We start from the raw sequence: 26883 nt of genomic DNA on the forward strand, positions 1-26883 counted from the left end.
TTTCCAATCAGGAAGGGCGGGCTTGTCCTATACTGCGCGGACAAAGCGCAGCAAAACAGCGCGGCTACGCGGGCTTTCCAGAAGCCCGGTTTTGGGCCTATCCAATGCCATCCCTCGCTGGAGACTGCACTCAATGCACAAGATGCTCGTCGCGCTTCTCGCCGGTTCCGCTTTCGCCGCCACCGCCGCTCATGCGCAGGATCAGGCGCCGCTCTATCCGACCCCGTTCAACGACATTCCCGCCAAGTTCACGATTCCCGAGCAGGAAACCGATTATATCCGCCGCGAAGTGATGGTGCCGATGCGCGACGGGGTGAAATTGTTCACCGTCATCATGATCCCCAAAGGCGCCAAGAACGCGCCGATCCTGTTTACCCGCACGCCCTACAATGCCGCCAACCGCGCGCGGCGGATGGAGGGTCCGCGTATCCGCGACATGTTGCCCGAGGGCGACGAGGTGTTCGTCGACGCGGGCTATATCCGCGTCTTCCAGGACGTTCGCGGCAAATATGGTTCCGAGGGCGACTACGTCATCACCCGCCCGCCGGTCGGCCCGCTCAACCCGACCAAGACCGATCACACCACCGATGCCTGGGATACGATCGACTGGCTGGTCAAGAATGTGCCCGAGAGCAACGGCAAGGTCGGCATGCGCGGATCGTCCTATGAGGGCTTCACCGCGGTGATGGCGCTGCTTGATCCGCATCCGGCATTGAAGGTCGTCTCGGCCGAGAGCCCGATGATCGACGGCTGGATGGGCGACGACTGGTTCCATTACGGGGCCTTCCGTCTCGCCAACATCGCCTGGATCGCCGGGCAGACGGGATACAAATCGGGAGGCAAGGTGCCGTCGCTCGGGGCGTATGACGATTACGACACCTTCCGCCGCGTCGGCTCGGCCGGCGACTGGGCGAAGAAATACGGTTACGATCAGCTGCCGGTGTGGAACCGGATGGCCGGGCATCCGGCCTATGACGAATTCTGGCAGGGTCAGGCGCTCGACAAGCTTCTGGTCAAGAACCCTTCCAAGGTGCCGACGATGTGGGAGCAGGGCATCTTCGATCAGGAAGACATGTATGGCGCGGTCCATACCTGGGAAGCGCTGCAGAAGACCCCCGAGGCCGGCAACAACTACCTGTTGATGGGGCCGTGGCGGCATTCGGGCTTCAACTATGATGGGCGCGAGTTGGGCCAGCTCAAGTTCGAGGGCGACACCGCGCTCCAGGCACGCCGCGACGTGCTGCTGCCCTTCTTCAATTCATACCTCAAGGACGGCGCCCCGGCGTTCAAGCCGCCGGCGGCGACCTTCTACAATACCGGCGAGAATCGCTGGGACCGCCTGAGCACCTGGCCGCTCGCCTGCGACGATGGCTGCGGCACCAAGCTGACGCCGATCTACCTCAAGCCCGCGCAGGCCCTAGGTTTCGACAAGCCCGGCGCGGGCTCGGACAGCTATGTCTCCGATCCCGCCAAGCCGGTGCCGCACCTGCCGCGCCCGATCAGCTTCAAGGACGGCCGCTGGACGACCTATCTGATCACCGATCAGCGCTTTGCCGATGGCCGCCCCGACGTGATGACCTACATGACCGATGTGCTGAAGGAACCGGTGCGCGTTTCGGGAGCGCCGCTCGCGGATATCTTCGCCAAGACGACCGGCACCGATGGCGATTTCGTCGTCAAGGTGATCGACGTCTATCCGGATGAGATACCGGGCAAGGAAGCGATGGGCGGGTTCCAGCTACCGATCAGCCTCGACATCTTCCGTGGCCGTTACCGCAATTCCTTCTCGAACCCGACACCGATCCCGGCGAACAAGGTGCAGGAATACAAGTTCCGCATGCCGAGCGTGAACCATGTGTTCAAGCCCGGCCACCGGATCATGGTGCAGATCCAGTCGAGCCTGTTCCCGGTCTATGACCGCAACCCGCAGAAATATGTGCCCAACATCTTCTTCGCGAAGCCCGAGGATTATCAGAAGGCGACGGTGACCCTGATGTATGGCGGCGCGCAGTCGAGTTCGGTGCTGCTGCCGGTCGTGCCGCTCGATCAGGACGCGGCCAAGGTGAAGTAACCGATACGGACGGATCGGCGGGCGCGGGGGCGTCCGCCGGTTGTCGCAGCCGATTGCAAGTGCTTAGCTGCGGCCCTGCGTGCAGGGGGGGATCGCACCATGCTCAGGGTTATCGGATGCGTGGCGGCAATCGGTGTGATTTCCGGCACTGGCCTTGCCGCAGACAAGGAGCCGGAGACGCTTCCATTCACGGGGCAATGGGTTGTGAATTACGACCAGGATGCCTGCCACCTGCTCGCGCAGTTCGGCCAAGGGGATGATCAGGTCATCCTGCGTTTCACGCGCTATCAGCCGGGAGCGGATACGTTCAATCTCGCGCTGATGGCGAAACGGTTGCGATCCGACGCACCGACCGCCGCAGTGAAGCTGGACTTCGGCTTGTCGGGGCAGCCTTCACGGTACAGCGGGATGCGGGGCAATGTCGGTGAAAGGCCGGCGGTGTTCATCCGCTCTGTCCGGCTCGACGGATGGCAGGGCGAGGGCAAGGCTCCGGTGATCTCGCCAGAGCAGGAGGAAAGGATAAATGGCCTCACCATCGCCGTTGGTACCAAGCAGCCATTTCGGCTGACTTTCAAATCGCTTGGTAAGCCAATGATCGCGATGCGGGCCTGCCTGACCAATCTGGAGAAGGGCTGGGGTTATGATCCGGATGCGCTGGCGCACTTAAGCCGCTGGTCGTCACCGTTAACGTCGCCCCAAAGCTGGTTTTCCGACAACGATTATCCAAAGAAGGCGCTGGAGAGTTATCATAATGGCTTTGTTCAGTTCCGGCTCGATGTCGACGTCGAAGGCAAGGTCGCTGGTTGCTACATTCTGGACCGCACAAACCCGGACGAATTCGCGGATAGTGTTTGCCGACTCTTGACGCGGCGCGCGAAACTACTGCCCGCGCTCGATGCTGAGCGCCGGCTGGCGCGATCCTATTTCATCAGCAGTATCTGGTTCAAAGTCGCGGAGTGATTTGGCTTCACGCGACATGGGCGTGATGATACGTCAACCTAGGCATAGAATCCCCCGGAGAACATCATGAAGCCATGGAGCCTAGCGCTCGCGCTTGCCGCCACCGCGCTGTCCACGCCCGCTTTTGCGCAGGCGGCCAAGCCGGCGGCCGCCAAGTTGAATGTCGATCACCGCTATTTCACGCTGCCCAACGGCTTGCGCGTCGTCCTCGCCAAGGACAATATCGCGCCGACGGTCACGGTCGCGGTCTATTATGGCATCGGCTTCCGCGTCGAGCCCAAGGAGCGCACCGGCTTCGCGCATCTGTTCGAGCATCTGATGTTTCAGGGATCGAAGCATGCGCCCAAGGGCGTGTTCGACAAGACGATCACCAATTCGGGCGGGATCAACAACGGCTCGACCCGCTTCGATTTCACCAATTATTACGAGATCGTCCCCTCGGGCGCGCTCGAGCGGATGCTGTGGCTCGAGGCCGATCGCATGGCCAATCCGGTGATCGACGATGTCGTGCTCAAGAACCAGCAGGGTGTGGTCGGCAACGAGGTCAAGGTCAACGTCCTCAACCAGCCGTACAGCACCTGGCCGTGGATCGACCTGCCGATGCTGGCCAACACCAATTGGTATAACAGCCACAATTTCTACGGCGATCTCAAGGAGATCGAAGCGGCGACGGTGCCCGACGCCAAGACCTTCTCCGAGCAATTCTACCGCCCGTCGAACGCGGTGCTGCTGATCGCCGGCGATATCGATTACGACGCCACCAAGGCGATGATCGAGAAGTATTTCGGACCGATCGCCAAGAAGCCCGCGGTGGTCCAGCCCGACATTTCCGAGCCGCGCCAGACCGCGGAGAAGTTCAAGAGCCGCATCGATGCGCTCGCGCCCAAGCCGGGCTATGCGGCCGGCTATCACGTGCCGGCGCGCGGCACGCCCGAATGGTATGCGATGGGCCTGATCGACCAGATGCTGCTGCAGGGCGATGACAGCCGGCTCTTCACCAAGCTCGTCCAGGAAACCGGCATCACCGGCGAAGTCAGCGGGGGGATCAACGGCGATCTCGGCGACATGTTCGACTATAAGGGGCCGATGCTGTGGAGCTTCAGCTTCACCCATGACCCGACGCACACAACCGCCCAGATCACCAAGGCGGTCGATGAAGTGATCGAGAAGCTGCGCACCACCCGCGTCTCGCAGGAGGAGCTCAACCGCGCACGCACCAAGATGCGATCGGACCTGTACGGCACGATCGACGGGGGCGGGCGGATCGGCCTGGTCAACCTGCTCGCCGCCTATGCGTTGTTCGATAATGATCCCGGCGCGGTCAACCGCATCGAGGACGGATTCGCTAAGGTCACCCCGGAGCTGATCCAGAAGACCGCGCAGGAATATCTGCGCCCCACCAATCGCTCGGTCTATGTGATCGAACCCGGCGCCGCGGCGTCGAAGGGAGGCAAATGATGAAGCGCGCGCTTCTGCTCACCGCGGCGCTGTTCGCCGTCACGCCGGCGCTCGCGCAGGACAATTTCCCGCCGGCGCCGCCGATCTCCGACCCCAAGCCGTTCAAGCTGCCGGCGACCGAGACTTATACGCTGCCAAACGGCATGATGGTCACGCTGGTGCCCTATGGCATCGCTCCCAAGGTTGTCGTCTCGCTGCGCATCCGCGCCGGCAACGCCACCGAGGGCGACGATACCTGGCTTGGCGACCTGACCGGCGCGATGATGAAGGAAGGGGCGGGCGGCAAGTCCGCCGGCCAGCTCGCGACCGCCGCCGCCAGCATGGGCGGCGATCTCAATGTTGGTGTCGGCCAGCAGACCACCCAGATCACGATGAACGTGCTGTCCGAATATGCGCCCGATGCGATCGCGCTGATCGGCGATGTCGCGATCCGGCCCGATCTGCCCGCCGCTGAACTGGGCCGGGTCAAGGCCAATCTCGGACGCCAGCTCTCGCAGGCGCTCGCCCAGCCGGGCACGCTTGCGGACATCGCGCTGGCCCGCACCATCTACGGCCCCGATCATGTCTATGGCCGGATCGTGCCGAGCCAGGCCCAGCTGGCCGGTTACACGATCGATCAGGTCAAGGCGTTCCATGCGGGCCAGTTCGGCGCCAGACGCGCGCATATCTATATCGCCGGCAAGTTCGATCCCGTCACGGTCAAGGCGGCGCTGGATAAAGCCTTTGCCGGCTGGGCGGCCGGTCCCGAGCCGCTCAAGATCGCCGCACCGCATCAGACCGGCCCGAAGGTAGTGCTGGTCGATCGGCCCGATGCGCCGCAAACGACGCTGCGCCTGTCGTTCGACGCGCAGCTGGCCGGCAGCGAGCTCGACATCCCGCAGCGTGTCACCAACTCGCTGCTCGGCGGTGCCTTCTCGTCGCGCATCACCACCAATATCCGCGAGGACAAGGGCTATACCTATTCGCCGAGATCGGGCGTTTCGCTGACTCCGGACGACGCGCTGTGGACCTTCCAGGCCGATGTCACCACCGCCCAGACCGGTGCGGCGCTGACCGAGGTGTTCAAGGAAATCCGGCGGATGCAGAACGAGCCGGTGCCCGAAGTCGAATCCAAGGGCATCCGCACCTATATGGCCGGGCTGTTCTCGATCCAGAACTCGACCTCGGGCGCGGTAGTCGGCACGCTGGCGACGCGCGATCTGCTCGGCCTGCCTGCCGACTGGACCGACCGTTATGTGCCGGCGGTGCTGGCGGTCGAGCCGGACCAGATGATGGCGTTCGCCAAGTCGGGTTATCCGCTCGATAAGATGACGCTGGTGGTGGTGGGCGACCTCAAGACGGTTGTACCGCAATTGAAGGCGCTGCCGGAGCTCGCGAACCTGCCGACGACGACGGTGACGGTTCCCTAAATTCCGTTACCCCCGCGCAAGTGGGGACCCAGGGTAACGAGCGAAACGGGTCCCCGCGTGCGCGGGGATGACGACTATTTCTTCGGCGCCACGCTGAGCAGGGTTTGTTTGAGCTGCGGATAGAGCCGGTCATTGCCGAGGCCGGAGATATGATCGCCGTCGAAGAACAAAGGCCGTCCCCCGGGCAGTGCTTCGCAGCGGTCGTCCGGGCACAACGCCGGTAGCGGATCCCATAACGTGAGCCCCGGCACCTGCGCCGCCAGACCGCTCATCGCCCGCATCACCTTGCGGCGCTGTTCGAGCATGTCGATGCGCGTGACGCTGAGGCCGTGACAGATCGGGTTGGTGCGGTTGAACCAGTCGGCGCAGCGGAAGGTCGGGCTGGGGAATAACGGCTTGGGCGCCTCCAGCACCAGCCTGATCCCGCCGGCGCCGAGCTGGCTCAGCAATTGCCGCGCTTCCTCGATCGCGGCTTCGGTCACGACATCGCCGACCGCTCCGACCGCGTCGCGGTCGCCCTCGAACTGGTTGGTGCGCCGGGTCAGGCGCAGGCCGGGCAGGAACACGATATCGCCGGGCTTCGCCTTGCTGCGGATATCGGCGAGCACGCCGTCATAGAAAGCCGCACAGCGCGGGCGCGAGGCGTGGCTTTCGATCAGCTTGAGATAGGGGCAACCCGGCTTGAAATAGAGCCGCACGGGTACGCCGAGATCGGCGGCAAGCTGGCGGAGCGCCGGGGTGTAGGCGACGCCGTGTGAGTCCGCCGGCACGAACAGGGTGAAGCCGGCGGCTGGCGTGGTGCAGCCGCTCGGTGTCCACACATCGGTCTGGCCGCCGCCGACCTTCTCGCGCGTGGCGGTCACCGTGCAGTGGCGCAGCGCGGGATCGAGCGGCCGGTCTGGATCGGCGTACCAGGCATGGCGGTCGCCGGTCACGCTGAGGGTGATGCGGTCGTGCGCCGCGAACAGAGCATGTCCGCCCAGCGCCGCGACGACCACCGCCGCCGACACGCTCGCGACCACGTGGCCGCGTGGCGCCGCCTTGATCCGCCGGGCGTTGCGCAGCGGTTTCTCGACGAGGAAATAGGACAGCACCGCCAGCACGACGGCGATGGCCAGCGCCGTGAGCTGGAGGTTCAGCGTGTGCAGGCCGCTGGTCCAGCGGAACAGTACGAACACCGGCCAGTGCCACAGATAAAGCGAGTAGGAGAGCAGCCCGACTGCGACCATCGGCCGGCTGCCGAGCGCGCGCGAGGCGCGGCCGGCGCAGATCGTGGCGATCAGCCCGGCGGTACCCAGCACCGGCAACAGCGCGAACGGGAAGGGGAAAAGCGGCCCCTCCGAGATCGCCAGGCCGGCGGCGATCAGCAGCGCCGATACCGGTCCCAACCACTTCTGCCGCTGTGCCCAGCCCAGCCAGCGAGTGCGTGTCAGGCACAACAGCATGCCGACGCCCAGCTCCCAGAAGCGCGAGAAGATCAGGTAGAAGGCGAATTTGGGCGCAGTGAATGCAAGTATCGCGCAGATCAGTAGCGAGATCGCGGTGAGGGTCGCCACCCAACGCACCGCCTTCGCGCCCGAATGCAGCTTCTGGTGCCAGTAGAGCAGCAGCGGGAAGAGCAGATAGAATTGCTCCTCGACTCCCAGCGACCAGGTGTGGGTGAACGGGTTGTACGCCGCCTGCGGCCCGAAGTAGGTCTCCGTGTCGGTCGCCAGTACGACGTTGCTGAGGCCGAAAAAGGCGAAGCGTCCGACCTGGGCCAGCGAATTGCTCAGCCATGCCTGCGGAATAAAGAGCTGTGCCGCGAGGATCGCGGCGAGCAGCATCGCCACCAGCGCCGGCATGATCCGCATCAGCCGCCGCGCATAGAACCATTTGGCGAGCTGGCCGAGGCTGTCGAATTGCCGCCCGAGCAGCGAGGCGGTGACGACGAAACCGGAGATCACGAAGAAGATATCGACCCCGGTGAATCCGCCCGGCAGCAGTTTGGGCCAGAGGTGGAAGAGGATCACCGAGACCACCGCCACCGCGCGCAGTCCGTCGATCGCGGGGATATAGCCGATCCGTTCGGAGGGGTGCGCGCCGTCTGCCATCGCCATGCTCTAGGGTAGCGGTCCCGGCCCGACAATCCGCCCCACAGGCGCGGCGAGCCGAACGGAGAAGCCGGAAATGTGCAGTTTCAATTCATTTTCGCCGCGCTAGGCCGGTCGGGTGCATGCGGGGGAATATCTGCCGGGTCTGATCGCCTCCATGGCGGCGCTGCCGGCGCTCGCCCAGCAAACGGCGCCGACGCCGGCCCCTACGCCGCGCGTGCAGATCCCGCCGCCGACGATCACGACCATTCCCGGTGTGATCCCCGAACGATTCAGCATCGCCCCACCCAGCGCGACGCCGACTCCGACGCCTGCGCCGTCTCCCACGCCTGCGCCGTCTCCCACGCCGACACCCGCTCCGGCCACCGTCGCGACATCGGCACCGCGCACGGCTGCGCCGGCGCAGACCCGCCCCACGCCCGCGCCGGAAATCGCACAACCGCAGCCGGCGCCGATGGCTTCCCCCACCGCCGCGCCGATCGCACCGCAGCCGGCACCGGTGCAACCGCCAGCCGCTGCTTCGCCAATGCCCGTGCAGATAACCCCGCCCGCGCCCACGCCGGCATCACCGCCATGGCTATGGGCGTTGCTTGGCGCGGGCGGGACCGCCGCGATCGGATTGGCGGGCTGGCTGTTCCTGCGGCGCAGACGCCCGGCGGAAGAGAAATTCGTCGCCGCACCCGAGCCGATCGCTGCCGCCCCGCCGCCGCCCGTTCGCGGTCCGAGCCCCGCTCCGCTCGCGCCGCCGCCAGCGCCGGTCGCGTCCGATCCGTTCGAGATCGCGCTTCAGCCGATGCGGATCGAGATCGACGAGCGCGAGGTGGTGATCGAGTTCGAGATGACGATCGCCAACAAAACAATGACCAGCGCCGATGCGGTGCGGCTGGCGCTGGTCGCGCTCAGCGCCAGCCCGCAGCAGGATGCCCAGCTCGCCGCGTTTCAGGGCGGTTCGCAGCTGATGCCATCGGGGGAGCCCTTCGATCTCGCGGCGGGCGGGGGCGCGCGGATGCCGATCCAGCTCGTCATGCCGCGTGAGGTGGTCCATGTCGTCGATGTCGGCGGCCGCCCGATGTTCGTGCCGATCGTCGCGATCGATGTGCGCTGGCGCGGCGGGCTGAGCATCAAGCGGTTCGCCGCCAGCTTCATGATCGGCGGGGCGGGGCAGGGCGGCAAGCTTGCCCCGATCTGGCTGGACCGGGGCCAGCCGCGCGGGCCCTTCGCGGCCAGCCGTTACGTGCCCGCGGCCGCAGTGGCTGCCTGACAAAGAAAAAAGGGCGGCCCCGAAGGACCGCCCTTTCCCTGTTTCTGTCGCCGAAGCGAAGAAGCTTACTTGAGTTCGACGGTCGCGCCGGCTTCCTCGAGCTGCTTCTTGATCTTCTCGGCTTCGTCCTTGTTGACGCCTTCCTTGACGGCCTTGGGAGCCGACTCGACCAGGGTCTTGGCTTCGGTCAGGCCCAGGCCGGTGATGGCGCGGACTTCCTTGATGACGTTGATCTTCTTGCCACCGTCGCCGGTGAGGATCACGTCGAATTCGTCCTTGGCTTCTTCGGCCGGAGCCGCGCCGCCGGCGCCGCCAGCAGCCGGAGCAGCGGCAACAGCCGCGGCAGCCGAAACGCCCCACTTCTCTTCGAGAAGCTTCGAAAGCTCAGCGGCCTCGAGGACGGTGAGAGCCGAAAGGTCGTCAACGATCTTGTTCAGGTCAGCCATGATAAACTCCATTTAATTCAATTTGTTGAAAACGAAATCTCGAAACAAAACTTACGCGGCTTCCTTCTCGGCATGGGCCGAGAGGACGCGGGCGATCTGCGCGGCCGGAGCCTGCGTGATCGTGGCGAGCTTGGTCGCCGGGGCAACCAGCAGGCCAACGAGCTTGGCACGCAGCTCGTCGAGCGAGGGCAGCGAGGCCAGAGCCTTCACGCCGTTCGCGTCGAGCGCCTGGGCACCCATCGCACCGCCGACGATCTCGAACTTGTCGGTCGTCTTGGCGAAATCGATCGCAACCTTGGCAGCGGCGACCGGATCGATCGACGACGCAAGGCCGACCGGACCAACCAGTAGCTCGCCGAGCGAGCCATAGTCGGTGCCGTCCAGGGCGATCTTGGCAAGCTTGTTCTTCGAGACCTTGTAGGTCGCGCCGGCTTCACGCATCTTGTTGCGCAGGACGGTCGACTGGGCGACGGTCATGCCGAGATTGCGGGTGACAACCACCACGCCGACCTCGTTGAAGGTTGCGTTCAGTTCGGCGACGGCTTCGGCCTTTTGAGCACGATCCATGCCATTCTCCTCATATGAGCCTCCCTTGCGGGAAACCCGGTTCACATCTGTCCGAGGGAGCATGATCGTCGCGGCCGGGAATGGACCCGGGCATGACCCGAACGCGCTGACACGGCAGCGGGATCGGTGAAAAATCTGTCCCCGTCTTGGCTGGAAATTAAGACCGGCAAATCCCGGTCACCAACTGTCTCGGACGGTTTCCTCCCGAAGGAGGAGGCGCGCACATAGCCGATTTCGCAGCCAAGTCAACGCCGCCTCAGAGCCGGCCCTTCACCGACAGCGTGAAGATCGGGCCGATCGTGGTGTTCTGGCTCTCGTTGAATGCCACCGGGCTGCGGTCGCGATAACCGGTATAGACGGTCCGGTCGAATTTGTGGCGCCCGCCGAGCACATTGCCTGCGGTCGCGCGGACCGTCAGCCCGAGCAGGTTCTTGTGCTCGAGATAGACGCTGGCGAACACCGGTCCTTCCCAACCGCGCCCGACCTCGGTGAGGAAATAGGTCTTGCTGACATGGTTGAGGCTGGCGGCGGCGCCCCAGGCGATCGGACTGTTCGGGATATCGTGGCGAAGCGCGACACTGCCGAAATAGTCGTTCTCGCCGCTGATCGGGCGGTTCACGCCGGTCAGCGGATCGCGGACGCTGGTCTTGATGACGGCGACACGGGCATCGAGCTTGGCGCCTTTCCAGCCGATCGGGTCGAACTGGATGGTGCTGGTCGATTCAATCCCGAAGCGGGTCGCGCGCGGCAGATTGCCGATCGCCTCGCCATTGGTGCCGACCGGGATGATGTCGACAATGTCGTCGATGCGATGGGCGTAGAGCTTGAGCCGGGTCTTGCCCCATGCACCGAGCGCGCGGCCGATTTCGCCCTCGATCTGCCAGCTTTGCGGCGGCACCAGATCGGGGTTGCCGGAATTGGTGCGCTCCTGCGTCAGATTGGGTTGGGCGAGGAAGTCGTAGAAGCTGATCTGCCCCACGCTGCGGCTGATCTTGAGGCTGGTGTCCCAGCCCGCCGCGGGGCGCCAGGCGAGCGAGGCGCTGCCCTTGGGGCGGAAGAAATTGCGCGCCGGCAGATTGCCGTCGATCCGCTCCAGCTTCGAGATCTCGGCGCCACCCGCCAATTGCAGATCGAGCGAAGAGGAGAGGGGACGGCTAAGGCTGGCGATCGCCTCGTAGCGATGCTCGACGACCGCGCCGCTGCCTTCGGGATAGGGCACTTCGGCAAAGGCGCCGGCGGGCGACAGCAGATAGAGCCGCCCGATCTGCGAGAGCCGGTTGACCGCCTGCTCGACCGAGACCTGCCAATTGTTCGATCCGCCCTTCCAGCCATATTCGCCGCGCAGCACCGTTTCGCCGATCCGCGCGTCGCGGAAGAACAGCGTTCCGTCATCGGCTGCGCCGCTGGCATAGGCGGTGCGCTGGGTGCTGTAGGTCGGCTCATGTTCGTAATGCCTGACGCCGATCAGCTTGAGCCGTCCTGGCCCCAGCGAGAACTCATAGTCGCCATTGAGGTCGAACATATAGCCTTGCTGCGTCTGGGTCGTCCCGCGGATGCGGTCGTCGCCGTTCGGGCGGGTGCGGTATTCCTTGTTCCCGAACGCATACCAATAGGGTCCATAGCGCACCGAGAGGTTGGCGACCGAATCGTCGGGCCCGTCGATCTTGAAGCGCGCGGTCAGCCACGGCTGGTCGAAATCCGAATAGAGGTTGAAGTCGCGACGCTCGATCAGCGCGCCCGCGGCATCGGTGATCGTCACATAGGGCCCGCCATGCGCGCCGCGATTGCCCTGGTTCTCGATCGAGAGGGTGTAGTCCACCGGCCCGGTCTTGCCGTTGTAGCTGATCGATCCGCGGAAGAGATTGGGGTGCGCATAGAGTGGGCGAAATTCGGGCCGCCATTCGAACTGGCCGCTCGACGCGCCGCCTTGCCGCAGCACGACGTTGGCGACTTGGCCCGAAAGCCCCGAAATCCCTACTTGCGCCGCATCGACCAGCTCGATCCGCTCGACCTGCGCCGCAGGGGTACGCTGCAGCCGTCCAGCGGCGCCGCCCGATTTGTCGGCGACGCGCTGGCCGTCGATCAGGATGTTCTCCGATGCCTGGCCCAGTCCGCGATCGCCACTGGCGGTGCGGATCGTGAAGCCGGGCAACTGGGTCAGCATGTCATAGCCGGTCTTGGGCGCGAAGCGGGCGAAGTCGGCGGGGACGAACACGCGCCGGGTGGCATCGGGCGTTGCTTCGGGTGGAGGAGGAGTTGTCGGCGCCTCCTGCGCGGCCAGCGGCGCCGCAACGCAAGCAAGCACACATCCCGCAACCACTACCCGCATGATCCCTCCCTGGCCGACTGTGTTAAGGTTTTATATCGGCAAGGCACTCGTGACGCGCGCGGTATGAACGTCAGATTAAGCGGCGGCGCTGAAAATACGCCGGCCGCAGATTGCATATACATGCGCTATACAGGCCCGTGAGCGCGCGGCGCCTCAGCCGGACAGGGTCGCCAGCAGCGCCCGCGCCTCGGCGGCTTCGGGCGATTCATAGGCACCATGGGCCACGGGGATCAGCATCCGCCGCGCCGCCTCGGTCGCGCCGCGCTTCGCCAAAGCTTCGCCCAGCAACAGGCGCGGGCCCGGTGCTGCCGGAACCGCGTCGGCTGCCTTCATCAGCCCCTCGATCGCGACATCGGGCGGCGTCTCGCCGGCATCGGCGAAGCTGCGATAATAGAGGATCAACGGCAGCGGGCTTTCGGGATTGTTGCGATTGGCGCGGGCGATCGTCGCGCGGGCGTTCTTGAGCCGCGCGGCGCGGTTCGATGCGACCAGCGCCAGCCCGACTTGCCCGGCGCCCTTCCACGCCAGCGCGTCGCCGCTCTTCGGATCGATCGCCAGCGCGCGGTCGGCCGCCGCCACGCATTCCAGAGCATGGCCGCTGCGGCATTCGGCCTCGGCGAGGAGGATCTGCGCGTCGCGATTGTTCTTGTAGCGCCGGGCATCGCCCCGTAGCCGCTCCAGCCAGTCATCGCGTTCGCGCAACGCGGCAATGCGCAGCGCCGCAAGGTCTGCCTTGCCGGCGGGCGGCACCGTTACCCGCGGGCCCAGTTCCAGTTGTCCTTTGACGAATGCCGCCTGGCCCTCGGTCAGCCGCCGCACGATCGGCGTCTCGGCCAGCGCCGCCGGGAAGGTGACCCTCACATAGGGCACCTTCCTGTTATCATAGGCCGCCAGTTCTTTCTGAAGCTGGCCGAGATCGCCGAACGCCTCCGCTGCTTCCGCCATCGGATAGCCCGACGCGATCTTGGCGAGATAGGCGCGCAATTGCTGGCGCCGGGTGTCGTTGAAGAACAGCATGTGGGTCAGCACCCAGGCATGATAGGGCGTCCAGCGCTCGCCGGCCTTCTTGTCGACGAGATAGGCGCCGGTCAGCACCTTGGGCGCGGGGTAGCTCAGGTGATTGTCGAGCACCCGCATATAGTCGCGCGGCGGGCGGCCGAACTCGATCTCGCCATCATCCTTCATCGCGACAGTGCCGAACAATTCACCGAAGCCATCGACATACCAGCGCGGATAGGCGTGGGGAAAATAGGTCAGCAGATAATGTTGGGCATACGCGGCGTAGATACGGTTCTCGGCGGGGATCGTCACCGAAAGCTCGTTGATCTTGATCGAAATGTCTCCGGGCCCGGTGAACTGGACCGCCTGCCCGGTATAGGGGATCGGATCGAAGGCGCCGACGCCCTGGCCCTGCGGCGCCATTCCCGGCGGGATCACCGGATCGGGCACGAGTTGCGTCGACCGCAGGAAGCCGTTGAGATCGCTGCCGCGCTGCAGTTCGATGTTCTGGTCGTAGCGCGAGCTCGCCAGCACCGCGCCGTCCTCGCGCGGATCGTAGTAGCGGGCGTTGCGGAATGCCTGCGCATAGGGCCCGGGTGACGAGCGGGTATTTTTGAGGCGCATCGCCGCGAACTCGACATCGTCGCCAACCAGCGTGACACGCAGCTTGATCGTGGCGTCGGCCTGTTCGGTGCGGTTGAGCAACGCCGAGAGCAGATAATGCAGCCGTTCGAGATTGCCCGCGATCCGTACCAGCTCGCTTTCCTTGCCGTCGCTCAGCACGACGACATGATCGGTCTCGGCCACGCGCCAGTTGCTCGGCGCCTCGCGGGTGCCGGTGACAGTGATGCTGTCATCGCGCGCGGGTGCCTGGGCGAGGGCGGGAAGGGGGGCGAGCGCAAGGCACGCGGGCACGATCGTCGCCAGAGTGCGCATATTTATCCCCTCCCTCTCTTTTGGTAGCGCTATCAGAACATCACTTCGCGGGAAGTGCAAGAGGGAGCGCAGCGGGCACTTTTCAATGGCGGTCCAGGCTACTTCTTCCCCTTTCGGTTTGCCGCTACGGCCTCCTGAAACAGCGCCTTCAGCGCGGCCTCGTCGATCGCCTCACCTTCACGGAAATCGATCGCGCGGCGGACATTGCCGCCGAGGCTCGCATTGAACAGGCCGTTGGGATCGGCCAGCGCCGCGCCCTTGGCGAAGGTCATCTTGACCACCGCCTTATAGGTTTCGCCGGTGAACAGCATGCCATCGGCATACCAGGTCGGCACGCCGCGCCATTTCCACTCCTCGGTCACGTCGGGGATCGCTTCATGGATCAGCGCGCGCAGCCGGGCGAGCGTCTCCCCGCGCCAGTCGCCGAGATCGGCGATGCGCTGATCGATCAGCTGCGACGGCGTCGAATCGCTCATGCCCTGGCCTTTTTGCGCGCATAGGGCAGCACGAACAGATAGAGGCCGCTGAACAGCAGCAGGAACAAGGGCAGCAACGGCGCATAGGTGATCCAGGCGGGCGGGGGCCCGACCATCGCCATCGCCACGAAATTGGCGATCACCGTCGCGGTGAAGATGATGCCGAGCCAGCGATGGCACTGTCGAACGATTCTGCTCATATCCCCTCCCGATCCGCCAGCGCGGCTTCGAGCTTGTCGAAATTCTGCGCCCAGCCGAATTTGGCGCCGCCCGACGCGCGCGGCTGATCGGGGCGGAAGCCGGCCTGTTCCATCCGCAACAATGTGCCGCGGGGCGTCGGGGTCAGCGTGAAGGTGACGATGCTGCGCAGGTCGAATTGCGGGTCCGGATTGGGATAATCCCAGCGATAGGCGAGTATGCGTTCGGATTCGACCTCCAGCACCTCGCAATCGAGCATCCCGCCCCATTCGCCGCTCAGGTTGAACTTGTGCCCGACTACCGCCGCGAAATCATTCTTCATCAGCCATTCGGCGATCAGATGCGGCTGGGTCAGCGCGCGCCACAGTTTCGCGGGCGGATGCGCGAACTCGCGCTCGACGATCACGGTCAGCGTTTCGGTCATTGGTCCATCCGGTTCAGCAGATCCTCGAGACCGTCGAACTTGCGATCCCAGAATTCGCTCATGTGGCTCGCCCAATCGGTGAGCGGGGCGAGCGCGCCTGGCAGGGCTCTGTAGTGCGTCTGACGCCCGGCGTGACGATCCTGAACCAGCCCCGCCAGCTTGAGCGCGCCGAGATGCTTGGAAACCGCTGGCTGCGACACTCCGGCCCGCGCGGTCAGCGCGCCGACGGTCTGCTCACCATGCATGCACAGCCCCTCGAAGATCGCGCGGCGCGTAGGGTCGGCAAGAGCCTTAAAGAGGAGGTCGGGCGACGTCATGCGCAATTCATAACCATAGAGTTATTAATTGATCAAGCGCCCAAAGCAAAAGGGCCGAAGCTTGCGCCCCGGCCCTTTCATCGGTTCGATTGGTGCGACGCTCAGGCGCCGGCAACCGTGGCCGTGTCGACCTTGACGCCCGGGCCCATCGACGAGCTCATCGCGACCTTGCGGACATATTTGCCCTTGGCGCCGGCGGGCTTCGCCTTGACCACAGCATCGACCAGCGCATCGAAATTCTCGCGCAGGTCGGCCGCCGAGAACGACGCCTTGCCGATGCCCGAGTGGATGATGCCGGCCTTTTCGACGCGGTATTCGATCTGGCCGCCCTTGGCAGCCTTGACCGCGCCGGCGACGTCCATGGTGACGGTGCCGAGCTTGGGGTTCGGCATCATGCCCTTCGGACCCAGGATCTTGCCGAGACGGCCGACCAGGCCCATCATGTCCGGGGTGGCGATGCAGCGATCGAAATCGATCTTGCCGCCCTGGATGGCTTCCATCAGGTCTTCGGCGCCGACGACATCGGCGCCAGCGGCGGTCGCCTCGTCAGCCTTGGCACCCTTGGCGAACACGCCGACGCGCACGGTCTTGCCGGTGCCCTTGGGCAGCGTGACGACACCGCGGACCATCTGGTCAGCGTGACGTGGATCGACGCCCAGGTTAAGCGCGACTTCTACGGTTTCGTCGAACTTCGAAGTGGCGTTCGCCTTCACGATCGCGATCGCTTCGTCCACGGCGTGGAGCTTGTTGGCATCGACCGACCAGGTCTTCTGCTTCTTGGTGAGCTTCGCCATGGTCTTAACCCTCCACCACGGTGAGGCCCATCGCGCGGGCGGAGCCTTCGATAATCTTGGTTGCGGCTTCGATGTCGTTAGCGTTGAGGTCCTTCATCTTGACCTGCGCGATCTCGGCCAGCTTCGAACGGGTGATCTTGCCCGCCGAGACCTTGCCCGGCTCCTTCGAGCCCGACTTGAGGTTCGCGGCCTTCTTGATGAGGAACGACGCTGGCGGCGTCTTGGTCTCGAACGAGAAGCTCTTGTCCGCATAGACGGTGATCACGGTCGGGATCGGAACGGTCTTTTCGAGATCCGCAGTCGCGGCGTTGAACGCCTTGCAGAACTCCATGATGTTCACGCCGCGCTGACCCAGTGCCGGGCCGATCGGGGGGGACGGGTTCGCGGTGCCGGCCGGCACCTGCAGCTTGATATAGCCGGTAATCTTTTTTGCCATGTCACTCTCTTTCTGCCGGCGCGCGGAGCATCGCCCCAAGCGCCGGGATCAAGTTTAGCGGTCCAGACGGATGCCTTTTTAGGGGCACCCTCCCGCAGGGTTTCCATCGCCATGCTTTGGAAGCGGCGGCCCCTAGCGCAAAGCAGGGCCAAACGCAAATGGCGAGCGCCGCTAGTCGCGCCATCCCCGCGCTTGCGCCGCGCGCTCGGCGGCGGGGTCTAGCGGATCTCCCGCCATCATGCCCTGCGCGGCGGCGAACAGGTCCGCATCCGCCGAGCCGGCCTGGCGATATTCGCCGGTTCCGCCGGGCGCGTGTGCGCTGGTCTGCCGGAGCGCCCAGCCTTGCTTCTCGCGGCAGGCTATGCCGCTCATTTCGGGGGCCTGGAAGAACCGGCAATAGCTGCCCTGGCGGTCGCGGAAACTGACGAGCATCCGCGTCGCGCCTTGTCCGCCGGCGAGCTGCGTGTCGAGCGAGCGGGCGAGCGGGGCCGACGCCATTTGCGGGCTTCCGCCGGTCGGCGCGGATTGCCGGAACAGGCCGATGGCCACAACCGCGACCAAGCACGCGGCAAGCGCTATCGCGGCGCGCCAGAAGCTGCCAGACCGCGCCCTGGGGCGCATCTCCACGACGTTCGAACCGAGCAACGCGGTTAGGCGATCGGGAAGTGGGGCCTCGGCGATCGGGGCGAAGCCGTCCCGTAGGCGCTCGCGGAGCGCGCGATGCGCCTCAACCGCAGCCGCCAACGCCGGCGCCTCGGCCATGCGCTTCTCGAACCGCCGGGCTGAGATCGCGTCCATCTCACCATCGGTATAGGCCATTGCGAGTTCGTCGTCGGTCATGCCGCTTCCCCCAGCCGGGCGGCCAGCGCCTGGCGTCCGCGTACCAGCCGCGAGGTGAGGGTGCCCATCGGTATCTCGAGGATCTCGGCGGCTTCCTTGTAGGCGAGCCCCTCGATCAGGACCAAGGCCACCGCCTCGCGCTGCTCGCCGGGAAGCTCGGCCATCGCCGCCTCGACTTCGCCGAATTCCACATGCGCCTCGATCGTGTCCGCGCCGCCATTGGCGACATGCGCACCGGCCTCTTCAGGCGCGAAGGTCTCCGCGGCCCGGGTCCGGGCTCGCGCCGTGTCTATCCAGGCATTGCGCATGATGCGGTACATCCAGCTATCCATCCTTGTTCCGGGCTGCCATTGCTGGCGCGCCTTCAGCGCCTTTTCGACCGTGACCTGGGCGAGATCGTCCGCATCGGCAGCGTGATGCGTCAGCGCCCGCGCGAAACGGCGCAAGCGGGGCAACACGGCCAGCAACTCGTCTTCGAAAGCACCCAAGCCAGAATTTCCTCTTGCCGGATGAAACGGATGTGGTTGGCCGTTTCATCCCTATGCTGCCATATTATTCTCCGATGCGAACCCTGGCTCTACTGTTTGCGCTCGCGCTGGCCGGCCTTGCCGCGCCCGCCCAGGCGCAATTGGTGCCCGGCGTGCCGGTGGGCGATGCGCTCCGGCCGGTGGCGCCGGTTCTCGATCGGGTCGCCGAGCTTCCGCGGCAGGCGGTCAGCCAGCTCGAAACGGCGCGTCTCGACCGGATCGCGAAGCTTGTGCGCGATCACCCGCAAGCGATCGGACTCGATCCCAACGGCTTTCCGGCGCGCGCGCACGAAGTAGTGGTCAGCGATCCGAGCGATGCGATGGTGAAGGCGGCGGCGGGCAGGGGCTTTCGGCTGATCGAGCGCGATACGGCGCTGGACGTAGGCTTCGCGCGCTTCGAGACGCCGCGGGGAATGCCGCTCAAGCGTGCGATCCGGGCGCTGCGCGAGATGGGCGCGCGCGAGGTGGATGCCGATCAGTTGCATTTTCAGAGCGGTGCGGCGGCAAGCACCGGAACGATTCATGCGCTGCCGTTCCAGCAGGGCGGCGGGCCTTTCATCGGAATGATCGATGGCGGAGTAGGCGGCGGGGGCATGATCCAGCGCGGCTTTGCCAGCGGCGGCGCGCGCGCCAGCGACCATGGCACGGCGATCGCCTCGCTGATCCTGGGGCGCGGTCCGGTGCGCGGAGCGGCGCCGGGCGCGAGGCTGATCGTGGCGGATGTCTATGGCAGTGACCCGGCAGGCGGCAGCGCGACAGCGATCGCCAAGGCGCTGGGCTGGCTGGTCGAGCAGGGCGCGCCGGTGGCGGCGATCAGTCTGGTCGGGCCGCAAAACGCCTTGCTTGCGCGCGTGATCGCCGCCGCGCAGGCGCGGGGCATGATCGTCGTGGCGGCGGTGGGCAATGACGGGCCCGCAGCACCCTATGCCTATCCCGCTTCCTATCCCGGCGTGATCGCGGTGACCGGGGTCGATGCGAGGAACCGCCTGCTCATCGAAGCGGGGCGCTCCACGCATCTCGATTACGCGGCGCCCGGCGCGGACATGCTCGCGATCAACGCCGCTGGGGCACCCGCGAGCGTGCGGGGCACGTCTTTCGCCGTGCCGCTGGTTGCCGCGCGGATCGCGCTCGCTTATCCGCGCCTCGCCCCCGCCGTCCGCCCCGCTGCGCTGCGAGTGGTGGACGGGCAGGCACAGCCGCTCGGCAAGCGCTATGGCCGTGGTGTCGTCTGCGGCACGTGCAGGACCCCGCCGCGCTGATTTTTTCCGGTGTTCGGGATTAAACCGCGCGCCGCACCCGTTCTCCCCATGCAAGCTTCACGGGAGAATGATCATGAACAGGTTTCTATTCAGTGCCGCCGCGGCCGCGTTGACGATTGCCGCGCCCGCATCCGCGCAGATCCTGGGCGGTGGCGGAGTCGGTGGGCTCGGCGGCGGCGGGCTGGGCGGTTCCGTCAGCGGCACGCTTGGCACCACGATCGAGCGCGGGCGCACCACGGTCGATAGCACGACACGCGTTCGCGGATCGGCGCGGGTCGATCGCGAGCTGCGTGATCGGCGGAGGACGCGTGGCGTCACCGGCATCGTCGCGGGCGACGCTGCGATCGAGAACACCACCCGTCTCGGCGAGCGCCGTATCTATACCAATCAGTCGGCATCGGCCTTCGATCGTCTTTCGCTCGAGCAGCGCATGCTGCGCACGCGTGGTGTTGCCGCGGCAACGCGTCGTGGATTGAAGCGCGTCTCGCCGACGGCATCGGGCGTGGAGGTGTTCGTGCCGCAGGTCGCGGTTGCCGGGCCGGCGCTGCCGCGCCCGCTGATCGACGCCTATCCGGTCTACAGCGACCGTTATTATTACGGACCGAACGCGGTATTCGTCGATTACGGCTATGTCGGCGCCTATATGGACCGTCAGTACCAGGATCTCGAAGCGAGCCTGCATGGCACCGGAGCCACGGTTTCGCGGCGCGGTGACGATCTCGTCGTCCTGTTGCCGGCCGATGTGACCTTCGCGTTCGACAAGTCCGATATCCAATCGCGCTTCTATGGAGTGCTCGCGGCATTCGCGCAGACGATGCGCAACTATCCGGGCACCGATGTGGAAGTCATCGGGCATACCGATTCGGTCGGCTCCGACGCCTATAATCTCAAGCTTTCCGAACGCCGCGGGCGCAGTGTCGCCGATTTCCTCGTCGCGCATCAGGCCGAGCCCGCGCGCCTCGTCGTGCAAGGGATGGGCGAGGCGTATCCCATCGCCTCCAACACCAGCGTCGAGGGACGGGCTGCGAACCGCAGAGTCGAGCTGGTCGTCCATCCGCGCGCGGGATGATCCGCCATCATCCTGGCAAAAGGGCCGGAGCTTTCGCTCCGGCCCTCGTGTTTTGCAGTCTCAAGCGCGCCTATTTCACCCGCTCGACATCCTCGAAGCCCAGTTCCAGCGGCGTCGCGCGGCCGAAGATCGAGATCGAGACCTTGACGCGGCTCTTGTCGAAATCGAGCTCCTCGACCACGCCCGAGAAGGTCGCGAAATTGCCGCTGGTGACCTTGACGGTGTCGCCAATGTCGTAGTCGACGCTGACGCGCGCCTTGGGGGCGGCAGCGGCCTCCTCCTTGGTGTTGAGGATGCGCGCGGCCTCGGCCTCGCTGATCGCCTGGGGCTTGCCCATGCTGCCGAGGAAGCCGGTCACCTTGGGCGTGTTCTTCACCAAGTGATAGACGTCGTCGTTCATGTCGAGCTTGGCCAGCACATAGCCGGGGAAGAATTTGCGCTCGGACTGGATCTTCTTGCCGCGGCGCACTTCGGTGACGGTCTCGGTCGGCACTTCCACCGATTCGACGAAACGGTCGAGCCCCATGCGGGTGGCGTCGGCCATGATCTGGTCGCGGACCTTGCCCTCGAAGCCCGAATAAGCGTGGATGATGTACCAGCGCGACATGTGAATTCCCTTGCGGCTTACTGGGCGAGGCTGAGCAGGAAGCGGACGATCACGTCGAAGATCGAATCGATCGCCATGAAGAATAGGCCGAGCAGGGTGGTCATGATGATCACCATCACGCCGGTCATGATCGTCTCGCGGCGGGTGGGCCACACGACCTTCTTGGTCTCGGTCTGGACCTGCTTGACGAATTCGATGGGACTGGTTCGCGCCACTGTTCGGTCTCACTTCACAAAATCGGGTCCGCCGCGAGGCATGGGTCCGCCGCCGCTTCCTCTCTGGAGGAACCGGCGCATACCCATCACGCTATCGGATTGGGGCGGATATCTAGCGATGCTTCGTCGACGGCGCAACCCGTGACTGGAAGCGAAGCGGGCAAATAAAAAGGCGCCCCGGCCGAAGCAGGGACGCCCAGTCATTGGCTAAACTTGCCGAACGCCGACTACGGGCTGTCGGGCTTGTCGTCGAAGATGTTGATCGCGCCGGTCACTTCGAGCACGGCGACAACGCCGAGGATACCGAGGACAATGAACAGCGGCGAGGCAACGATGTCGTTGCTCTTCTTCGCGGCCGTGGTGGCGCGAGCCTTGCTCAGGCTGAGCGACGAAGCCGCACCGGCCTGGGCCGCAGTGGCCGAGAAGACCAGCGCAGTCGCAGCGGCAGCCGCTGCAAATTTCTTGAACACGATAAACCTCCCTATCGATAAGTGGCGACCGACCGAAACCGGCTGCTCACAGCGAGTGTTAACAGGATTCGCCCGTTGGCTCAACCCGGTACGGAAATAAAGTTAAATCAAAGCTACGGCGGCAAAACCTCCGACAAGCAAAATAAGAAACGCCCATGCGAACAAGTTGAGGCGTTCCTCGATGAATTTCTGCACGGGCGCGCCGAAACGCTTCAGCAGCGCCGCAATGATGAAGAAGCGGGCGCCCCGCGTGATCGTCGCGAGAATCACGAACCAGGCGAACGGAAAATGCGACAGCCCGCTGGCGATGGTCACCAGCTTGAACGGGATCGGGGTGAGGCCCTTCACGAGGATCAGCGCGGTTCCATATTTATTATAGGCGGCGGTGAAGTCCGCGAACGCGTTATGGCGGAAGAATTCGAGGATCTGTTGCGCCACCTCGGTGAGAAAATAGCCGATCGCATAGCCGAACATGCCGCCGATCACCGACGCCGCGGTGCAGATCGCCGCGATCCGATATGCCTGATCGCGGCGCGCGAGGATCATCGGCACCATCATCACGTCGGGCGGGACGGGAAAGAAGCTGCTCTCCGCGAACGACACCGCCGCCAGCGCGCGATTGGCGTGGCGATGGTGCGCCATGCGCAACACCCAGTCATACATTGCGCGGAACATATGGCGGGGGTCCGTATCCTCGGGAGATGACAGGCCATCGTGTATGACATTCGAACCTCCTTCTGGGAAGAAGCGAAGACATCGCGGGCCGGTTGCTGAGCTCAAGGCTCGTCGGGGCACTGCCTTCTGTCCGCGCGGATGTCGAGCGCTGAAATGCTGAACAGGCAAAATTTCGTCACGTTCGGCGCCACGCTGCCTGTGCTACGGAATCGGGTTGCCCCGTCAGCGCGAACCCTTCGCGCGCGCCCTTCCGTCGAGGTGATTCCTGCGGAGGAACTCGCTGAGCAGATCGGCGACCGCCGCATTGTTCATATCTGCAAAGGGAATGTGCGTGTTTCCCCGGAGTCCTCGCTCCGGCAGGTGCAGGATCTCCGCCTTGCCGCCATGTGCGTTGACAATGTCCACCCATTGCCGCGCTAGCGCATAAGCGCTTTTCCAGAACGGCGATTGATCGATATTGTCGCCCCACACGAGCTGGATCGGAATTCGGGTCAACTTGCGGAATTCCTCTGCGGAGACATAGACGGGCCCGAATCTTCCAGGTGCGATCTGCGGCCCTTCGCCTTCGGGAAAGACGAAGCCAGGTGTTTCATACGCGACGATCGCAGCGACATTAGGACTGCGTAGCGCCGTCAGCATCGCGCGCAGGCCGCCCGCTGAATTGGTGACGAGCACCGCATTGCCGACCCGCTTTAGCGCCGCCGCGGCAGCCTCGGCTTCGAGCTGAGCATTGGCGACGGTGTCAAACTCGTCATAGCGGGCGCGGGCTGCCTGGTTCCATGCCTCGGCGTCCGTCGTGGGGAATTGCACACCTGGAAACCAGGTTTGGAAGCTTGGCCCCAGGCGCCAGCCGACAAAGCTCTGCGCATCGCGTCCGGGCAGCGGCGTATAGGTATAGCTTTCGCAGCCATAATTGGCGCGCCCGACTCGCGGGCCATCCCAGATATAGATTGGAAAGCCGCGGCGCAGGAATATGCTCTGAAAGCCCTCGCCGCCATCCCATCGCCGTTGCCACACCGCAGCCGTGGAACTGTGCCACAGGAAAAGCGCCGTGGCGCGCGGGCCCGCCGGAATCTGATATTCCACATGGCCGTGATCGCACGAGGTGGAATCTGGGCCTTTTCCGAGCATGTTGCCACCGGCCTCGAACGCACCCTGCCGAATGATCGACAGCGGAGGATCGGCCCGGCTCTCCTGCGCGTGGGCGCTCCCGGGCAGCGAAACCGAAGAAATCAGGGCCAGAAGCGCCATCAGCGAGACGCTGCCCAATCCAGGCCACACGCGTTTTAGGCTACCCATATGCCCTCTAGCTTTATCGAGTTTACATTCTATATCGAGGCTGCAGTCGTGATGTTTTACTTATCAAGTATCCATAATTATATTGTAATATTGATAATAAAATTGCCATAAAATATGGAAATATTTATTGAAAATAATGCGCATATTTAATTATAAGATATTGCGGCAATCTGGCAAAAATTAGTAGTATACGGTGCGCGAATTTTAGATTGCTGATACACGAATTGACAATTCTATTGCCGGATTCCTAATTGCTCTCGATCCGTGGAAACGGAACGACGAGAGGAGCCAGTGTGTCCCCTGCCGAGAAGCGCGACGTGATCGCCGACCTGCATCACAAGCTCGTGGCATATTGGCATGATGTCGATTTCAACTGGGGCCGCAACGCCGCGGAATATTACACCGAGGACGCGATCTTCGAGATCAGGAACGGCAGCAATCCCTACCACGGCCGGGCTGAAATCAGGGCGTTCTATACGTATCGTCATGACCGTGGCCCGCGTGTCGTGGTCCACGCGATCAGCAATTTCCTGTGCGACTTTGAAGACGATGCGCGCGTGCGATCGTCGTGGATCTGCATGATCTACGCCCATGACGGCGAACCGCCCCAGGTCAGCGCGCCACCGATCGCGATATCGCGGGTGGATGATATCCTGGTTCTTCAGGACGACGATTGGCTGATAGAGCGCCGCACGTGGAACCCGCTGTTCCGCGGGGGTGTGAAAAGCACGCACGCGTCCGCCGAGGACATCGCCAAGCGGCTCGGTACTGCCTGATGTCGCTTCAGCTTTCGAAGGCCGTCGCTAGCAAATTGTCCCCCGATTTCATCCGGCGCGCGGTTGAGGACTGCAACCTGAATGCGCTGCGGCTCGCGCTGTTTCAAGTGACGGATGATCCGACCTTCGCGGCGTTCGGAGTCGATCAGGCGCCGATGAACGGTGGCGCCTCTTTAGCGACAGTCGTTCGCGCGAGCGATCGCCAAACGCTCATCGATCTTGCCGTCGAGTATCTCGGCCAGCCACTCGTGACGCCGACGGCGCCCCGGCCCGAAGCGGTCAGGCCGCTCATCGAGCAGTTTGTCGGCAGACCGGTGAACGACGACGAGTTCGCGCTCAGTTCGGAGCAGCTCGCCTTCGGCAGCGCCATCGAAGATTTCGCGCGCCGCGCCCCAGCCGTCCGCGCGGCGATGCCCGACGACTTTCATGTCCTGGTCGTCGGCGCGGGCTTCGGAGGCATAGCGAGCGCGATCTATCTGAAGCAGCTCGGTATTCCGTTCACCATCGTCGATCGTCAGCAACGGATTGGGGGAACCTGGCAAGCCAATCAATATCCGGATGTCCGCGTGGATATCCCCAACCGCTTCTACCAATACACGTTCGAGCAGACCTATCCCTGGACTCACCGCTTCGCGCCGGGAGCGGAGGTGCGCGACTATATCGAGCACGTGGCGAGCAAGTTCGGCGTTGCCGATCGCCTGCGCACCGGCGTCGAGGTCCGTCGTGCCGCGTGGGATGAGATGGCCAACCGTTGGGACGTTGAATTCATCGAGAACGGCACGCCTCGCACGATGCGGGTGAATGCCATCATCAGTGCGGCGGGCCTGTTCAACAAGCCGCTGATCCCCGACATTCCGGGACGGGACGATTTCCGGGGCCCGGCATTCCACACGACCGCCTGGCCCGCCGATCTGGACGTGGCCGGCAAGCGCGTCGCCGTGATCGGCACGGGCTCTACCGGATGCCAGCTTGTACCCAGGATCGCCGAGACCGCCGGAAAGGTGGTGGTATTCCAGCGCTCCCCGAACTGGGTCCAGCCGGCGGTCGGATATCACGACCAGGTTCCGCAAGGCGAGCAATGGCTGCTCGAGACCGTCCCATATTACGCGAACTGGGTATGCTTCGGCTTCCATTGGCATTCGACTCAGGATCTGCCCGGCTTGCAGGAACTGGATCAGGAATGGGTCGCGCGGGGCGGCATCAATGAACGCAACGCGAAGCTGCGGGAATATCTGGTGGACACCATCCGGGAGCGGCTGGGCGGGGACGAGGCGTTGCTCGCCAAGTGCATCCCGGATCACGCACCCTGGACCCGCCGTATGGTCAAGGATAACGGCTGGTACGAAGCGTTGCTGCGACCCAATGTCGAGCTGGTGGCGTCTCGGGTGGCGCGGGTCGATCCAGACGCGGTCGTCGCGGACGACGGCACGCGACATCCGGCCGATATTCTGGTTCTGTCGACGGGCTTCGTTACCGAGGACTATCTCTGGCCGGTCGACTATGTCGGTCGCGGCGGGACCGCGATCTCCGCGGCGTGGGAGAAAGACGGCGCCCGGGCCTATCTGGGTCTCACCATGCCCGGTTTCCCCAATCTGTTCATGCTGTACGGGCCCAACAGCCAGCCCCGTTCGGGTTCGATGCCCAAATGGCTTGAAATCTGGGGCAGATACGCCGCGGATGGCATCGCAACGATGCTGGAGCGGGACGCCAGAAGCGTCGAGGTGCGGCGAGAGACGTTCGATGACTATAATCGGGATATCGACGCGGCGACCAAGACGTTGATCTGGACCAGCGCGGGCAAAAGTTCCTATTATGTGAACCGGTTCGGTCGGACGAGCGTCAATATGCCATGGCGCGCGGAGCGATATTATCGCCATGTCGGATCGTTCGCTCCCAACGACTATATTTTCGGCTGAAGCATGTCTGCATGCGCGCCTCCCCAACGATGGTCAGCCAGCTCGGGGGCCCCGCT

General features: G+C 64.5%; 27 protein-coding genes. 9 read left to right on the top strand and 18 right to left on the bottom strand.

Translation table 11 applies throughout. The annotated features are described in order from the left end of the window. The first annotated feature begins 133 nt into the window (after positions 1-133). The 4 genes from KF730_RS06085 to KF730_RS06100 all read left to right on the top strand — a co-directional run bounded on the left by KF730_RS06085 (position 134) and on the right by KF730_RS06100 (position 5898). Positions 134-2071 carry a CocE/NonD family hydrolase gene (locus tag KF730_RS06085; protein ID WP_294092965.1) on the top strand — a complete coding sequence of 646 codons (1938 nt, stop codon included), beginning with the start codon at positions 134-136 and terminating at the stop codon, positions 2069-2071. 99 nt (positions 2072-2170) lie between these two features. Then, positions 2171-3031 (top strand): hypothetical protein, encoded by an 861-nt coding sequence (locus KF730_RS06090; protein WP_294092967.1) that lies wholly within the window; start codon positions 2171-2173, stop codon positions 3029-3031. A gap of 66 nt (positions 3032-3097) precedes the next feature. Further along, on the top strand, positions 3098-4489 hold the full coding sequence (locus tag KF730_RS06095; RefSeq protein ID WP_294092968.1) for a pitrilysin family protein: 1392 nt from the start codon (positions 3098-3100) through the stop codon (positions 4487-4489). After that, positions 4489-5898 carry a pitrilysin family protein gene (locus KF730_RS06100; protein WP_294092971.1) on the top strand — a complete coding sequence of 470 codons (1410 nt, stop codon included), beginning with the start codon at positions 4489-4491 and terminating at the stop codon, positions 5896-5898. The genes KF730_RS06095 and KF730_RS06100 overlap by 1 nt, the downstream gene beginning before the upstream one ends. 74 nt (positions 5899-5972) lie before the next feature. Here KF730_RS06100 and KF730_RS06105 read toward each other — a convergent pair whose 3' ends face one another. Then, positions 5973-7991: an acyltransferase family protein gene (locus tag KF730_RS06105; RefSeq protein ID WP_294092973.1), complete on the bottom strand. Its 2019-nt coding sequence runs from the start codon at positions 7989-7991 to the stop codon at positions 5973-5975. Between the two features lie 157 nt (positions 7992-8148). Between KF730_RS06105 and KF730_RS06110 the strand changes: the two genes are divergently transcribed. Then, the gene (locus KF730_RS06110) at positions 8149-9252 is read left to right on the top strand and encodes a hypothetical protein (protein ID WP_294092975.1); all 1104 of its coding nucleotides are present in this window, start codon (positions 8149-8151) and stop codon (positions 9250-9252) included. A 65-nt stretch (positions 9253-9317) separates the two neighbouring features. Here KF730_RS06110 and rplL read toward each other — a convergent pair whose 3' ends face one another. The 12 genes from rplL to KF730_RS06170 all read right to left on the bottom strand — a co-directional run bounded on the left by rplL (position 9318) and on the right by KF730_RS06170 (position 18502). Further along, positions 9318-9698 (bottom strand): 50S ribosomal protein L7/L12, encoded by a 381-nt coding sequence (gene rplL, locus KF730_RS06115; RefSeq protein ID WP_294092977.1) that lies wholly within the window; start codon positions 9696-9698, stop codon positions 9318-9320. Positions 9699-9749: 51 nt separating this feature from the next. Next, positions 9750-10265, bottom strand: a complete 516-nt coding sequence (rplJ, locus tag KF730_RS06120) for a 50S ribosomal protein L10 (RefSeq protein WP_294092979.1) — start codon at positions 10263-10265, stop codon at positions 9750-9752. A gap of 256 nt (positions 10266-10521) precedes the next feature. Beyond that, positions 10522-12594, bottom strand: coding sequence for a TonB-dependent receptor plug domain-containing protein (locus KF730_RS06125; RefSeq protein WP_294092981.1), 2073 nt, complete (start codon positions 12592-12594; stop codon positions 10522-10524). Positions 12595-12747: 153 nt separating this feature from the next. Next, the gene (locus KF730_RS06130) at positions 12748-14529 is read right to left on the bottom strand and encodes a hypothetical protein (RefSeq protein ID WP_294092983.1); all 1782 of its coding nucleotides are present in this window, start codon (positions 14527-14529) and stop codon (positions 12748-12750) included. Between the two features lie 98 nt (positions 14530-14627). Continuing rightward, positions 14628-15005 carry a DUF1801 domain-containing protein gene (locus KF730_RS06135; protein ID WP_294092985.1) on the bottom strand — a complete coding sequence of 126 codons (378 nt, stop codon included), beginning with the start codon at positions 15003-15005 and terminating at the stop codon, positions 14628-14630. Beyond that, positions 15002-15205: a hypothetical protein gene (locus KF730_RS06140; protein WP_294092987.1), complete on the bottom strand. Its 204-nt coding sequence runs from the start codon at positions 15203-15205 to the stop codon at positions 15002-15004. Before KF730_RS06140 ends, KF730_RS06135 begins: the two co-directional genes overlap by 4 nt. Next, positions 15202-15627: an SRPBCC domain-containing protein gene (locus tag KF730_RS06145; RefSeq protein WP_294092990.1), complete on the bottom strand. Its 426-nt coding sequence runs from the start codon at positions 15625-15627 to the stop codon at positions 15202-15204. The genes KF730_RS06140 and KF730_RS06145 overlap by 4 nt, the downstream gene beginning before the upstream one ends. Then, complete coding sequence (locus KF730_RS06150; RefSeq protein WP_294092992.1) at positions 15624-15944, bottom strand: metalloregulator ArsR/SmtB family transcription factor; 321 nt, start codon at positions 15942-15944, stop codon at positions 15624-15626. Before KF730_RS06150 ends, KF730_RS06145 begins: the two co-directional genes overlap by 4 nt. A 101-nt stretch (positions 15945-16045) precedes the next feature. Next, positions 16046-16738 carry a 50S ribosomal protein L1 gene (rplA, locus tag KF730_RS06155; protein ID WP_294092994.1) on the bottom strand — a complete coding sequence of 231 codons (693 nt, stop codon included), beginning with the start codon at positions 16736-16738 and terminating at the stop codon, positions 16046-16048. Positions 16739-16742: 4 nt separating this feature from the next. Continuing rightward, positions 16743-17174: a 50S ribosomal protein L11 gene (gene rplK / locus KF730_RS06160; protein ID WP_294092996.1), complete on the bottom strand. Its 432-nt coding sequence runs from the start codon at positions 17172-17174 to the stop codon at positions 16743-16745. Between the two features lie 171 nt (positions 17175-17345). After that, positions 17346-18014 (bottom strand): anti-sigma factor, encoded by a 669-nt coding sequence (locus tag KF730_RS06165; protein WP_294092998.1) that lies wholly within the window; start codon positions 18012-18014, stop codon positions 17346-17348. Continuing rightward, a complete protein-coding gene (locus KF730_RS06170; RefSeq protein ID WP_294092999.1) occupies positions 18011-18502 on the bottom strand; it encodes an RNA polymerase sigma factor in 492 nt (163 codons plus the stop codon). Before KF730_RS06170 ends, KF730_RS06165 begins: the two co-directional genes overlap by 4 nt. A gap of 74 nt (positions 18503-18576) precedes the next feature. Between KF730_RS06170 and KF730_RS06175 the strand changes: the two genes are divergently transcribed. Together KF730_RS06175 and KF730_RS06180 are read left to right on the top strand one after the other, a co-directional pair. Beyond that, a complete protein-coding gene (locus KF730_RS06175) occupies positions 18577-19800 on the top strand; it encodes a S8 family serine peptidase (protein WP_294093001.1) in 1224 nt (407 codons plus the stop codon). 73 nt (positions 19801-19873) lie between these two features. After that, positions 19874-20869, top strand: a complete 996-nt coding sequence (locus tag KF730_RS06180; protein ID WP_294093002.1) for an OmpA family protein — start codon at positions 19874-19876, stop codon at positions 20867-20869. 70 nt (positions 20870-20939) lie between these two features. On the opposite strand, the gene nusG is transcribed toward KF730_RS06180, so the two are convergent. The 5 genes from nusG to KF730_RS06205 all read right to left on the bottom strand — a co-directional run bounded on the left by nusG (position 20940) and on the right by KF730_RS06205 (position 24087). Continuing rightward, positions 20940-21476: a transcription termination/antitermination protein NusG gene (gene nusG / locus KF730_RS06185; protein ID WP_294093004.1), complete on the bottom strand. Its 537-nt coding sequence runs from the start codon at positions 21474-21476 to the stop codon at positions 20940-20942. A 17-nt stretch (positions 21477-21493) separates the two neighbouring features. Next, complete coding sequence (gene secE / locus KF730_RS06190; protein ID WP_294093005.1) at positions 21494-21691, bottom strand: preprotein translocase subunit SecE; 198 nt, start codon at positions 21689-21691, stop codon at positions 21494-21496. Positions 21692-21918: 227 nt separating this feature from the next. Then, positions 21919-22161 (bottom strand): hypothetical protein, encoded by a 243-nt coding sequence (locus KF730_RS06195; protein WP_294093006.1) that lies wholly within the window; start codon positions 22159-22161, stop codon positions 21919-21921. 102 nt (positions 22162-22263) lie between these two features. Continuing rightward, entirely contained in the window at positions 22264-22836 is a 573-nt protein-coding gene (locus KF730_RS06200; RefSeq protein ID WP_294093009.1) for a YqaA family protein, read from the bottom strand. A gap of 222 nt (positions 22837-23058) precedes the next feature. Continuing rightward, positions 23059-24087, bottom strand: a complete 1029-nt coding sequence (locus KF730_RS06205; protein WP_294093010.1) for an alpha/beta fold hydrolase — start codon at positions 24085-24087, stop codon at positions 23059-23061. 341 nt (positions 24088-24428) lie between these two features. On the opposite strand from KF730_RS06205, the gene KF730_RS06210 reads away from it, so the two are divergent. Both KF730_RS06210 and KF730_RS06215 read left to right on the top strand, forming a co-directional pair. Beyond that, entirely contained in the window at positions 24429-24911 is a 483-nt protein-coding gene (locus KF730_RS06210; protein WP_294093013.1) for a nuclear transport factor 2 family protein, read from the top strand. 35 nt (positions 24912-24946) lie between these two features. Next, positions 24947-26827 carry an NAD(P)/FAD-dependent oxidoreductase gene (locus tag KF730_RS06215; protein ID WP_294093015.1) on the top strand — a complete coding sequence of 627 codons (1881 nt, stop codon included), beginning with the start codon at positions 24947-24949 and terminating at the stop codon, positions 26825-26827. Positions 26828-26883: the final 56 nt, after the last annotated feature.

This window comes from Sphingomonas sp. (assembly GCF_019635515.1).
GTDB lineage: Bacteria > Pseudomonadota > Alphaproteobacteria > Sphingomonadales > Sphingomonadaceae > Sphingomonas.